The organism is Acinetobacter sp. 1125_18A (assembly GCF_052824985.1).
This window is the reverse complement of record NZ_VTDG01000020.1, coordinates 25149-38400: the sequence shown is the minus strand read 5'-3', so window position 1 is coordinate 38400 and position 13252 is coordinate 25149. Positions and strand designations below refer to the sequence as shown.

11 protein-coding genes are annotated in these 13252 nt (G+C 37.7%); 6 read left to right on the top strand and 5 right to left on the bottom strand.

Going from position 1 to position 13252, the window contains the following annotated elements; all coding sequences use genetic code 11:
- Positions 1-5 precede the first annotated feature (5 nt).
- Together FY049_RS20625 and FY049_RS20620 are read right to left on the bottom strand one after the other, a co-directional pair.
- Positions 6-683 carry a hypothetical protein gene (locus FY049_RS20625; protein WP_446084252.1) on the bottom strand — a complete coding sequence of 226 codons (678 nt, stop codon included), beginning with the start codon at positions 681-683 and terminating at the stop codon, positions 6-8.
- Positions 683-2023, bottom strand: a complete 1341-nt coding sequence (locus FY049_RS20620) for a deoxyguanosinetriphosphate triphosphohydrolase (RefSeq protein ID WP_004724400.1) — start codon at positions 2021-2023, stop codon at positions 683-685. Before FY049_RS20620 ends, FY049_RS20625 begins: the two co-directional genes overlap by 1 nt.
- Positions 2024-2515: 492 nt before the next feature.
- Here FY049_RS20620 and FY049_RS20615 point away from each other — a divergent pair, with 492 nt between their 5' ends.
- The 6 genes from FY049_RS20615 (at position 2516) to FY049_RS20590 (ending at position 9313) form a co-directional block, all read left to right on the top strand.
- Positions 2516-3256 carry a hypothetical protein gene (locus FY049_RS20615; RefSeq protein ID WP_446084251.1) on the top strand — a complete coding sequence of 247 codons (741 nt, stop codon included), beginning with the start codon at positions 2516-2518 and terminating at the stop codon, positions 3254-3256.
- Between the two features lie 185 nt (positions 3257-3441).
- Complete coding sequence (gene purL / locus FY049_RS20610; protein WP_446084250.1) at positions 3442-7275, top strand: phosphoribosylformylglycinamidine synthase; 3834 nt, start codon at positions 3442-3444, stop codon at positions 7273-7275.
- A gap of 309 nt (positions 7276-7584) precedes the next feature.
- Entirely contained in the window at positions 7585-7710 is a 126-nt protein-coding gene (locus FY049_RS20605; RefSeq protein WP_004724391.1) for a KGW motif small protein, read from the top strand.
- Positions 7711-7895: 185 nt separating this feature from the next.
- Positions 7896-8426 carry a hypothetical protein gene (locus FY049_RS20600; RefSeq protein WP_056512091.1) on the top strand — a complete coding sequence of 177 codons (531 nt, stop codon included), beginning with the start codon at positions 7896-7898 and terminating at the stop codon, positions 8424-8426.
- Positions 8427-8430: 4 nt separating this feature from the next.
- The gene (locus FY049_RS20595) at positions 8431-8841 is read left to right on the top strand and encodes a hypothetical protein (protein WP_446084249.1); all 411 of its coding nucleotides are present in this window, start codon (positions 8431-8433) and stop codon (positions 8839-8841) included.
- Positions 8842-8905: 64 nt separating this feature from the next.
- Positions 8906-9313 (top strand): hypothetical protein, encoded by a 408-nt coding sequence (locus FY049_RS20590; protein WP_335955006.1) that lies wholly within the window; start codon positions 8906-8908, stop codon positions 9311-9313.
- A gap of 136 nt (positions 9314-9449) precedes the next feature.
- Here the strand turns inward: FY049_RS20590 and gltP are convergent, their stop codons facing one another.
- The 3 genes from gltP to FY049_RS20575 form a co-directional block, all read right to left on the bottom strand.
- Positions 9450-10739 carry a glutamate/aspartate:proton symporter GltP gene (gene gltP / locus FY049_RS20585; RefSeq protein ID WP_004724381.1) on the bottom strand — a complete coding sequence of 430 codons (1290 nt, stop codon included), beginning with the start codon at positions 10737-10739 and terminating at the stop codon, positions 9450-9452.
- A 277-nt stretch (positions 10740-11016) separates the two neighbouring features.
- On the bottom strand, positions 11017-12126 hold the full coding sequence (locus tag FY049_RS20580) for an ABC transporter permease (RefSeq protein ID WP_446084248.1): 1110 nt from the start codon (positions 12124-12126) through the stop codon (positions 11017-11019).
- Positions 12119-13252 carry an ABC transporter permease gene (locus FY049_RS20575; protein WP_335955005.1) on the bottom strand — a complete coding sequence of 378 codons (1134 nt, stop codon included), beginning with the start codon at positions 13250-13252 and terminating at the stop codon, positions 12119-12121. Before FY049_RS20575 ends, FY049_RS20580 begins: the two co-directional genes overlap by 8 nt.

Here is a 13252-nt window from a genome sequence, read left to right as displayed (position 1 = left end):
TTTGTTCACTTATTTGTTAATGGTTGAATAGTAGATGCCATTTGCTCTAAACGCAAAATTGCTTTAAGAATTTTTTTGCGATTTCGGGCAGATTTTATCCAAGCAGGCAGTCGAGAAAAATAACTGGAATTTCCAGTACTTTGTGTCCTTTCACGTAAACCAGCGTGTACAAAAGACTTTAATACTTGTAAATGTTCAAGATTATGTACATAGATATTCCCGAAACGAGTATGGGCGACTAAATAAAGCTTAAGCCCAAAGTGAGTATGTTCCAACCTATTCGCTTTTGAGAAAACAATTTTTTGAGATTTTAGCACCAGTTTTGAGGTTTTTTTACATAAAGGGCAGATTGCTTCAAAATGTGAATTTGGGTTTTTAATATTCCGTATTTTTTCATTCACTGTTAGTTGAACCCCTCCACAGAAGTGGCAACGTTCAGACAGATATACATAATAATAGCCATTAAATTCAATATTATATTGCGTGGAATGACTGTCTAAATGGCGATTGCATTTGCGACACGTAAATACAAAATGAGCGCGACAATTACAACTATATAGAGTTGTATCTAATGATTGATAATGAACAATTCCTGCTGTATCACAATCAGGGCAATGGACCCATTGATCGGCATAAATAAATTGATATTTATAGATGCCACCATCAATATGCCGCGCAGTCATCAGAAAAAACCAACCTTATTACCTTGGAGTTCTTGCGCTAAGTTATAGGCTTGATGGTCTGAAAATTTACTCACAATATCTAAGACTTGCATAATATTGTCATAGTGATGATCACTAAAGCGTGCACCAAAACGTTCTAATATAGACAGTAAACGACCATCTTTAAAACTTAATGTTTTATTCGGTGTGGTAAGGGGAATAAAGGCATCTAAAATATGCTGTAAACTCTGATGGGCAATAATTTCCAAACCTGATTTTTGCGGGTGTTCAAAGATTTTTTCACGGGCAAGATTTTTTGCTCGATCAATCCCGATCTCAATATCTTCAGCGCAGTATTGCAGTAACGAACCTTTTAGTTGTCCTGACAAAATTTGATAATGTTGTTTTGCGAAAGCGGTGGTTACTTCATCTACCAGCCGTTTCATGACACGACCGCGTAAGGCTGCAATTTTTTGTTGCCAAGTCATATACGGCATACTAAGTTCAGCGGGAACGCCATAATCTCCTAACAAATCAAGAAAAATAGGTTCAACTTCTTCATAGCTGAGCATATTGAGAATAATACCGTCTTCTAAATCAATTAAGGCATAACAAATGTCATCAGCAGCTTCTAGTAAATACGTCAGCGGATGACGACACCAATGATACTCACCCAATTGAATTAAACCGAGTTGATCTGCAATCTGTTTAAGAATTTCTTTTTCAGCTTGATAACAGCCAAATTTAGCCCGTTTGCTTGCAGGAGTATTCCCTTGAGATTCGATGGTCTTAGAGAGCCAAGGATACTTTAAGTAAGCTCCTAATGTTGCGTAAGTAAGACGCATACCTCCATCATGAGGATGATAGTCAATTTTAGTAAGCAGTCTTAAACCTTGGGCATTACCTTCGAACTGTCGTACATCTGCTTGTTGTTCAGGGCTCAGATCTTGTAAAAAATTTGTATGTGCAGCGTCATCAAACCATTCACGAATCGCATATTCACCAGCATGTCCAAAGGGTGGGTTACCGATATCATGTGCTAAACATGCAGCTTGAATAATTGCCCCTACATCCGCTGGGGAGATCCAAACGGGGAGTTCATTTTTGATTTTTTCAGCAGCGAGCATTCCCAAAGAACGGCCAATACATGACACCTCTAAAGAGTGCGTGAGCCGTGTATGAATACCATCATGTTGGGTCAGTGGATGAACTTGAGTTTTACGATTGAGTTGTCTAAAACTTTGCGAAAATATAATGCGGTCATAATCTTTATGAAATGGACTTCGTGCCTGTTCTGTACTTTGCTTTTTACTACCTAAACGAACTGTTGAAAGGAGTTCTAACCAACGCATTTGAGTCATTTATCATTATTCATTCTTTCGTTAATCGTATGATGCCAAATTTATTGAAAATGTACTAGGGGCGGGCGACATAAGTTGTCTTGGTAGTTTATATTTGAGAAATATTTTCCCAGTATTTTTCACCCTTATATTTAAAATAATTCACAATGAAGTTATAAAAGTTGGCTTCAACACTAAACCAATCATCTCTTGCTGTAATTGGATTCACGACAACAATAGAGCCATAATCAGGTTTTTCAGAATCAAGGCGAATTAAAAGCTGTTCACCATGACCTAAAAATTATCCAATAATACAATCGCCTGTTAATTTTTGATCTTTTCTATCCACTAAACATTGAGCAGTAAATTTTTGAATGACCAGTAAACCAATTTATAATCTAGATAGTCCAAACAATAGGAAAATTTCAAAGATTAAAGCTAATATGTTTATCCCTATAAACAGTTAAAATGAATAAACATTATCCTTATATCATTTAAGAAATAGAGTAAAGCATGAATAAAAATTTCTTCTTATTAATTATGACTATTTTATTCACAGCGTGTAGCCCAACTGATAAAAATCTATCCAATCAAAACAAAGAAATCGAAACTCAGAAAAAGATTGAAGTGAGCAAAGCTGAAATCGAAGAAAGCATTCCTGCGAAGCCTGAAGCAGTAGATCAAGCTTTCGCGACTTTTGCTTTTCAAGAAACGCCAGATGGTCATTTGACAAATAATTGTATTTGGACAGATGATCCAAATGCGCAAAATAAACAGTATTGGAGCATCTTACCAAGCAGTATGTTGAATGGAAAAGCTAAATTTACAATAGAGGATCTTACGCCTAGCAAGGTGAAGATTGGGCAACCAATTAAAAATTGCAACGAAGCTTATAAAAATGACACGGCAAACTATGCGTATGCGATCAATAAAAGTGGCGATTTGGTTAATGCGGTGGCCCTCAAGCTTGATCGAATGACTCAAAATGCGGATCATACGTATACAATTGATCTGAATAAAAACTCGCATCCTGAAAAAATCTATGTGTGCTATAACATGGAAAGTTTAGATGTATTTTTCATTGACTCTGCATCTCAAAACCCAAATTTAGAACATATCAATGTCCGATTATCCTATGATATTGATGGTGAAATCGATCCTGAGATTTCTTGTGGAAAAGTCTTTTATCAAAAAAGCGGAATCATTGCGAAAGAAGATCCTAAAACGGGTGAGTTTCATTATACAGCTCAATAATTCAATTGTTACGAATCATGTTTAAAGACGAAAGTCAAAGTAAATCGGATATTTAAAACCAAGATTTCAGCGTTTTTTAAGTGGGATATGACTAGCTGAAATCTTGCTTTCACAGTAGAATATGCGCTCTCTTCAAGTCACATTGAGGTAGGTTGCCAAAACCTGCCTGTGGAGCCAAAAACAGCATGTTTATCGTTGCCGGTGCACCTGCACACTCTTCTTTTAAGCAAACACAACTATTAACACGCCTTGCGTCGATCAGTTCTGTTCAATCAATAGAAAGCCAATGGGTTTACCTTTTCGACCAAACGCTCAACGAGCAACAACAGCAATCTGCTTTACAGCTTTTAAACGATGGCGCATCGTTTGAAGTTCGTCAGGCTGCAAGTGACGAAGTCCAGATTTTAGTCACGCCACGTGTCGGTACAATTTCACCGTGGTCATCTAAGGCAACCGATATTTTTGCCAACTGTAATACACCTGTACACCGCTTAGAACGCGGTGTTTTGTTTACTTTAAAGGGAATTTCTGAAATTTCTGATGCAGTAAAACAAATTTTACATGACCGTATGACAGAAAGCGTTTTCAATAAAATTGATGACGCAACAGCTTTATTCTCTGAAACTGCGCCTAAACCTTTAAACTCAATTGATATTTTGGGGCAAGGTAAAGATGCACTGGTTAAAGCAAACTCTGAATTTGGCTTTGCATTGTCAGATGAAGAAATTGACTATTTAACCGCAGCATTTAATAAGATGGGGCGTAACCCACATGACATCGAGTTGATGATGTTTGCTCAAGCAAACTCAGAACATTGTCGTCATAAAATCTTTGGTTCAGAGTGGACAATTGATGGTGAAAAACAACCATTATCATTGTTCCAAATGATTAAAAATACCTATAAAGAATCACCTACAGATGTTTTGTCAGCATATAAAGATAATGCTTCTGTAATTGTTGGTTTTGACACACAGCGTTTCTATCCGAAAAAAGATGAAGCTACGGGTCACCATATTTATAAATACAAGAGCCAAGCTGCCCACATTCTCATGAAAGTGGAAACCCACAACCATCCAACCGCAATTGCTCCATTTGCAGGTGCCGCGACAGGTTCTGGTGGTGAAATTCGTGATGAAGGTGCAACAGGCCGTGGTGGTAAACCAAAAGCAGGTTTAACGGGTTTTACTGTTTCTAACCTTAATATTCCAGGTTTTGAACAGCCTTGGGAAGAAAACTACGGTAAACCATCTCGTATGGCATCACCACTTCAGATCATGATTGATGGTCCTCTAGGTGGTGCAGCATTTAACAACGAGTTTGGTCGTCCTGCGTTAAATGGTTACTTCCGTACTTTTGAGCAAAATGTTAATGGCGAAGTAAAAGGTTTCCATAAACCGATTATGATTGCGGGTGGTTACGGGAATATTCGTCCTGACCATGTTGAAAAAGATGCAATTCAGCCCGGCGATTTACTGATTGTACTGGGTGGCCCTGCGATGCTCATTGGTTTGGGCGGTGGTGCAGCTTCTTCTGTAGATAGTGGTAAATTGGGTGAAAACCTAGATTTTGCTTCTGTACAACGTGAAAACCCAGAAATGGAGCGTCGTTGTCAGGAAGTGATTGATGCATGTTGGAGAATGGAAGACTTTAACCCGATCGTATCTGTACATGATGTGGGGGCGGGTGGTGTGTCCAATGCAATGCCTGAACTTGTGAATGATCACGAATTGGGTGCAACTCTTGATCTTCGTAAAATCCCATCGCTTGAACCTGGCATGTCGCCAATGGAAATCTGGTCAAATGAAGCGCAAGAACGTTATGTACTTGCCATCAAACCAGAATCATTAGAGTTATTTGAATCGATTTGTGCACGTGAACGTTGCCCATTTGCTGTATTGGGTGAAGCGACTGAAGCACGTCAATTGACTGTAAACGATCCATTGTTTGAAAACAAAGCAGTGGATATGCCAATGCAAGTCATGCTTGGTGGCACGCCACGTATGAGTCGTACATACGAAACGATTCAACGTAAAGGTGATGAGTTTGATGCATCTAAAGTCGATTTAAAAGACGCAATCTTCCGTGTATTGAAAAACCCGACAGTGGCTTCAAAATCATTCCTAATCACCATTGGTGACCGTTCAATCACGGGTATGGTATCGCGTGATCAGATGGTGGGCCGCTGGCAAGTACCAGTTGCGGATGCTGCGGTAACTACAACAAGCTTACAAGGCTATACTGGTGAAGCAATGGCAATGGGTGAACGTCCTCCTGTTGCATTGTTAAATCCTGCTGCTTCGGCACGTTTGGCTGTGGCTGAGTCCATCACCAATATCATGTGTGCCAATATTGAACAGATCAGCGATATTAAACTGTCTGCTAACTGGATGGCGGCCGCAGGTCAAAAAGGTGAAGATCAAGCATTATTCGAAGGCGTAAAAGCCATCGGTATGGAAATGTGTCCTGCATTAGGTATTGCAATTCCAGTGGGTAAAGACTCATTGTCAATGCGTACGACTTGGAATGACGACGGCGAAGATAAATCTGTGACTTCACCAATGTCTGGTGTTATCACTGCATTTGCACCTGTGTTGGATGTTCGTAAAACATTGACACCAGAATTGAAAAATGAAGATTCAGTTTTGGTACGTATTGATTTATCTAAAGGTCAGTTCCGTTTAGGCGGTTCGATCCTTGCACAAGTGTATAAGGCAATTGGTTCTGTTACACCTGATGTTGATAACTTTGATGAGTTCAAAGCATTCTTTGCATTGGTTCAAGATTGGAATAATCGCGGTTTGATCAAGGCATATCATGACATCGGTGATGGTGGCTTATTGGCAACTGTTGCTGAAATGATGTTTGCTTCACGCTTAGGTGTAGCACTTGAAGATCAATCTACTGAAAGCTTATTTGCTGAAGAAATCGGCGCAGTATTGCAAATTTCTAAAGCAGACTGGGCAAGTTTGACAGATGAAGTTGCAACTTCTAGTTTAAGAGAAGCAATTCGTGTTGTTGGTACTGTCAATGATTCTGATAAATTATCAGTGAACGGTTTGCTCCTTGATCGTGCTGAATTGCAACAAGCTTGGACTGAGGTGTCACATCAAATTCAACGTTTACGTGATAACGTAGAAACCGCTGATTCAGAATTTGCCTTAATTGGTGATAAGAACCATAAAGGTATAATTGCATTACCAACATTTGATTTAAATGAGCCTGTTGAAGCACCTTATATCAATGAACGCCGTCCAAACATGATGATTTTACGTGAACAAGGCGTAAATGGTCATGTTGAAATGGCTGCGGCATTCGATAAAGTTGGTTTTAATACGGTTGATGTTCACATGAGTGATTTACTTTCAGGTCGTGTAGATTTAGACGACTTTGAAGGTCTGGTTGCTTGTGGTGGTTTCTCTTATGGCGATGTTTTAGGTGCTGGTGGTGGTTGGGCTAAGTCTGTACTGTTTAATCCTAAACTTCGTGATCAATTTGAGAAATTCTTTAACCGTGATAATACTTTCTCTGTAGGTATTTGTAATGGTTGTCAAATGCTGGCTCAGCTTGCGCCACTCATTCCAGGTGCAGACAACTGGCCACGTTTCCGCCGTAATACTTCAGAAGTATTTGAAGCACGTGTTGTGAATGTGAAAGTTGAGAAATCTCCATCGATTCTTTTAGAAGGCATGGAAGGCTCTGTTTTACCAATCGCTGTTGCACATGGTGAAGGTCGTGCAGAAACTTCTGCTGAAAACTTTGCTGCGTTAAATGCGGGTAATCAAGTGATTTTACGTTATGTAGACAGCTTAGGTAATGCAACTCAACAATACCCATTGAACCCGAATGGCTCTCCTGAGGCGATTTCTGGGGTGACCTCAAAAGATGGTCGTGCAACGATTATGATGCCGCATCCTGAACGTAATTTCCGTGCTATTCAGCATTCTTGGAAACCTGAAGAGTGGACTGAAGATGGTGCATGGTTACGTATGTTCCGTAATGCGCGTAAGTTTATTGGTTAATTAGATCTAGACCGATGGATTGTAAAAGCCCCGTAAGGGGCTTTTTTGTTTTAAACTGATCAATATTTCTATCGCCTCCACTCAAAGGTAAGATTTATGCTGCCACGGGATAGTGGCACTATGTAGGATTAAATAATGGAACATCAAAATGAGTTGATTTATATCAAGTTAATTATATTGATGAGTATAAGATAATTTTAGTTACAGTTTTAACTTTGGTTTATTTCTTGCATGTTATACATTGTCTATTAAAAGACTGATGTTTTGCCCCAAAAATGTTCCATGATGTAGCAAGAATGAGGTGATAAAATGATAAGAACAGTCAATTATTCAACAGCAGATAAGGTCATCCTTCGCCAAAAAGGCTGGAAATGGTTTAGTGTTATTTTAGTTGTACAAATGCTGATTATTCTCAGTGCATATTTAATTGCATAGCTAAAGAAGCGAGTACATTCCCTGATTGATAATTTTAGATGCTAATAACAAAAGCCACTTTATTGTGGTTTTTGTGTATCATGAATTTGTCCAATTTTTTGCTCATAAAAATGAATAATTTAATCGTAATTTTAGAGTGTTTACAAAACTTATTGCTTTCGCAAACGACTGATGGAAAATAACCTATGAAACAGTTTCAAAATATAAATAAAATAAGTTTACTAATAGTCGGTTTGATTTTTACACAATTGGTAAATGCTCAGAATATTCAGATAGACACGCTTATCGATACTAAAGCGATCAATTGTTATGCACTTTTTCAACATCCTGAAAGTAAAATAGCTGTACTTTTACAAGATTTTAGCCGTGATGGGCAGAAAAATGTAAAGCTGAATAAATCTAAACAGACGATGATTGTTGGTAATAATACATATTATGGTGTGCAAGGTTATCGCTATTATAAAACTGCACATACTGAACAGGATGACTTAGCAGTAGATAGTAATGTTTTTGGATCACAACTGATCAAAATTGCATTACAAAAATATAAATCGGGTAAAACTCAATCCAATGGTTACTATTTTGTATTTAAGGGTACACCGACAACGGTGCTCTATCATTTACGTAAGGTTGTGGGTGATGATTGGAATATTGAGAACGCTTTAGATGAAACACCACAAGGAAACTCAAAATTGAGCTGTGGCTATACAAGGTAAATGAATGAATAGATTTATATTTCTAATACCAATACTGTTTTCACTTAGCGCATGTTATCCATATATAGAAAAAACCATACCTGAAATTGAAGTAACTGTAAAAGATTCTGAAGGGAAAATGGTGGATCTTGCTTATGTCGTTTTAACGACGACAGTTAAAGAGGGTAAAACGATCAAAAACTACAAGACTCAATATACTAAAAATGGCAAAGCGTATTTTGATATCAATAGATCTTTTGCACTGAATATGGGGTTGGATAGAAAGTATACATGGTCGCTCTGTGTATCTAAACAAGGCTATAAAAAGCAATATTACAGTATTTCAGATAAAAGTATTTTTGATATACATTTAGAAAGATTGGAAGATCCAAAAGTGAATCAAAAATGCCAGAAAAATACACTTAGAATAAGGTGACTATAATTTCCCACATGTCAAAATTAATTTAGAAAAATCAAAAAATTTTTAAATAGATGAGTTTATGAAAAGAAGCATATTTCTAGTACCAATCCTGATTTCTTTAAGTAGTTGTTATCCGATATATAAAACACAGAAGCCTCAAGTGACTGTGACTGTTGTAAATGAGCAGGGAGTAGCAATTTCTGATGTAAAAGTCGTGTTAGTAACGGCAGTACATCCTGCAAAAATAGATGACCAGTCTGATGAAAAGTTCACAAACAAATTGGGGATAGTGAATTTTGAAAAACAGGCCCAATGGAAAGTTGAGAGCTTAATGATTCATGGGGTGCAAGTGTACGATTGGAATTTATGCCTTGCAAAAGATGGCTATATCACACAAGAATTTGTCGATGTCGGTAAAAAAGCGCAGATTAAAATCATTTTAAAGAAAGGTAAAACGCCATTAAAACAGTACCCTTATCAATGCTAGAAGGTTAATTATTCTGCATATCATATATTCAATCTTTTGAGCGATTGGTGGAATTGAATGCAGTCTAAAAGGGAGGTGATCTCAGTCAAGCATGTACAAAAAAACCACCCGAAGGTGGTTTTTCTGATCTTAAAAATTAATGTGTGGCATCAAAATTATAAGATTTTTGTTTTTCAGTATCGAACTTACCTTCCCATTTACTAATCACGAGAACAGCAAGTGCATTACCAATCACATTCAATACAGTACGAGCCATATCTAAAATACGGTCAATACCCGCAATAAATGCTAAGCCTTCTAGTGGGATACCCACGCTGCCTAAAGTTGCCAATAGAACCACGAAAGACACGCCAGGAACGCCTGCGATACCCTTAGAGGTAATCATCAGGGTCAAGACCAAAACAAGCTGTTGAGTGATGGTTAAATCAATACCGTAAAGTTGCGCAATAAAGATGGCAGCAATACTTTGATAGAGTGTTGAACCATCTAAGTTAAATGAATAACCGATAGGAACAACAAAACTGGTAATTGATTTAGGTGCACCATAAGCTTCCATTTTTTCCATCATACGTGGTAAAACGGTTTCAGAGCTTGCAGTGGAGTAGGCCAGAATAAGTTCATCTTTTAAGATTTTGATAATTGTCCAGATACTGAAACCACAGAATCTAGCCACAAAACCAAGCACAATAAAGATAAAGAACAAAATTGCCCCATAAACTAAAACTGCTAGTTTAATTAACGGTAATAATGAACTAAAACCAAAGTTTGCAACAGTCGCTGCAATCAAGCCGAATACACCAAACGGTGCAAACATCATGATCATGTGCGTTACTTTGAACATTGTTTCAGAAACAGCTTTTAACACGTCAATTAACGGTTGCTTGGTTTCTTTAGACAATGAACCTAGACCAATACCGAAAATGACTGCAAAGAAAATAATCGGCAACATGTGCCCATCACCCATTGCAGCAAAAATATTCGGTGGGATAAGTGAAAGAACTGTATTCACTAAGCCATGAGCTTCATGGCTGACTTCCTGTGTCGTTTCTTTATATTGCGAAATATCAGAGGTTGTCAGTGTAGACATATCAATGCCTGCACCAGGTTGGAATACATTGGCAGCAACTAAGCCTACAATAATTGCAACTGTCGTAATAATCTCAAAATAAACAATGGTTTTAAAACCAAGTTTACCGACACTTTTACTGTCACCCGCATTGGCAATTCCTAAAATCAGCATGGAAAGCACAAGTGGAATTACAATCATTTTGATCAGATTGATGAAAATCTTACCCAATGGTTGTAAAAAGTTTGCAATGATGTCACCGCGAATTTCAGGTGCGTTGTGCAAAAAAGCACCAACAAGAATACCTAAGAAGAGCGCAATAACAATTTGCCAAGCGAGGCTAATTTTCATTTTCTTCATACTGAGCCCTTAAAATTCAGATTTTGGCGAAAAGGAAAACTCTATCAAAAAAACACAAAAGAAATCCCGCTAAAGCATGTGGGTGCCTTAGGGTGGGAGATTCTGAGTATTCAGAGTATTTCGAAAATGGCCTATTCTGACGCTATTTGCGTCAGCAGTACTAACTTTTTTATCAAAAATGCGTTCAAATGATTAAAAATAGTTCAGTTTGATTAAAATATTCGATTTTATTGTTAATTTTAATTCATTATATAAATTAAATTTCACACAATTATTCTTATTTTTTATGTGTTTTGGTCAGGCGTATATATGCCCATATCATCAAAATTCCTGTTAAGCACACGAGATAAATTAACTTAGGAATAACCACCTGAATCGGTACACCCATTTGATTTAACTGAATAAATAAGTTAATTCCTTGAGTAGACGGGAAGAGGTGAGCAAAATACTGCATCCAAGTCGGCATTGCTTGCAGGGGCCAAGCTGCACCTGAGAGTAAAAATAATGGAATTGAGGTGAAAACGATCAGATGTCCAGAACGTTCTGAAATATCTAGATAGCTGGCTAAAAGCATTGCCATTGTAATCACGCAACTAATAAAAATCGGAACAGAAAACAGCATGCCCCAGAAATTGCCACCTCTTGGGTAGTCATTGATCCAGTAAGTGAAACCAAATAGATAATAGCAGCCGAGGCAGCCAATCGTGAGTGCTGCTAGATAGATTCCAAGAAATTCAGCGGTTGTGGCTCGCCATCGTTGCTCACGATACCCAGCAATCAACATGCACAAGCCCAGAACAATAGTCTGATGGATAATCAGCGGTGCAATTGCAGGAAAGATATAACTGCCATATCCTGAAAGCGTGTTAAACAACGGAATTTGATGGATTGGAAGGGCGACTTGGAAATGTGAAATTTTGCCAAACCTTTCGGCTTGTTCTGCCACTGCATTTTCAATTGCCGTGGCTAAGCCTAAACCAATCTGTTTGGTTTTAAGAAAATAAGCACTGCTTAAATATAAACCAATACCACCAGCTTCACCTCGAACCACACTATTGGATAGGTTCTCAGGTAATAATAAAATACCATCGGCTTTTTGCTCTTGAACCATACGTTTTGCTTGTTCAAAATTTCCAGTAATTTCAGTAATTTTTACATTGGGACTTTTGGCAACTTCAGTAATGATGGTATTGCTCAGATAGCTTTGTTCTTCATCTACAATAATAATCGGTAAGCTTTCAGCCGTTTGCGCTTTATAGGCTGTGGGATAAAAAATGCTATAAAAAAATACTGAAAGCACCATGGTGGTCAAAATAGACGAGTTTTTCCCAATATTTTTAAAAGTGTCTACATAGTATCGAGCGAGTTCTTTAAAGAATTTAATCATGTTTTGCTCCCTTTAAATTTTTATTGAGGAGTAAACTTGATAATGCAAAATAGAAAATACAATATGCGGCAAGGATAGCTAAAGGAACCATCGAAATAAAACTAGGACTGCCAACAACCCATTGTTCAGTTTGTAATTTCGCATAAGGTGTATAAGGAATAATGTTGGCCCAAAATTTGGTAAAAATTGGTGCATTATTTAAGGGAAGCGTTACGCCTGCAAAACTCAGCGAGGAGCCACCATAAACTGCAATAAATCCAAAAGTTTTAGATAAATTTCTAGTTGCGAGAACGACTGTACTACTGATCAGTGCATAGGCTGAATAAAGTAAGAATTGTCCAAGTAAAATTATCCATAGACTGCCAGCAATGAACCAACCTCGGATCACCACTAGCCAAAACAACCATACCCAAGTCCAAAAACAGAAAATTAACACATAGACCATATTTTTTGCTAAAAGTGCATTCAATACAGATTTGTCTTGGATCCATTGATTTAAAGTGCCGTATTTCAATTCTTGACCCACAGCAAAGGCTACACAACAACACAGCAATAAGTGCAAAATTGCTGGAATCATAAAGGGTTCTAAATAGAACTCATAACTGAGATTCGGATTGAATAGGGGGGAAATTTTTATATTTGCTGTGGAAAGTTCAGCATAAGGAATTTTATTTTCAAAATATGAATTCTTTGCAAAATCAGCAATCGCTTCAACCGTAGAGAGAAGCATCGCTGAAGAGATCCCATTGCCAATACTAAAATAGGACTGATTAAAAGCAATACTGATCTGTGCATCTTGTGCTTGAACCATACGTTGTTCAGCACCTGCTGGAATATGCACATATCCCCAAATCTTGGTCTGATTGAGCAGATGTTCAACTTCATTGGGATTGTCTGATACAGTGTAGATTGAAAGCGTGTGATTATGACTGAGATACTTTTCTATATTGCGACTGAGTTCACTCTGATCTTGATCAATAATTGCAATCGGTAAATGTTCAGCTTTTCCTGCATAAAACATACTACTGAATAAAATAATCACAAAGAGCGGGGCAAGTGTGACTAAGCATAAATCCCATTTATGCTTGAGCAAATATTGAAGCTCTCTTAACATGCCTGCCCACAT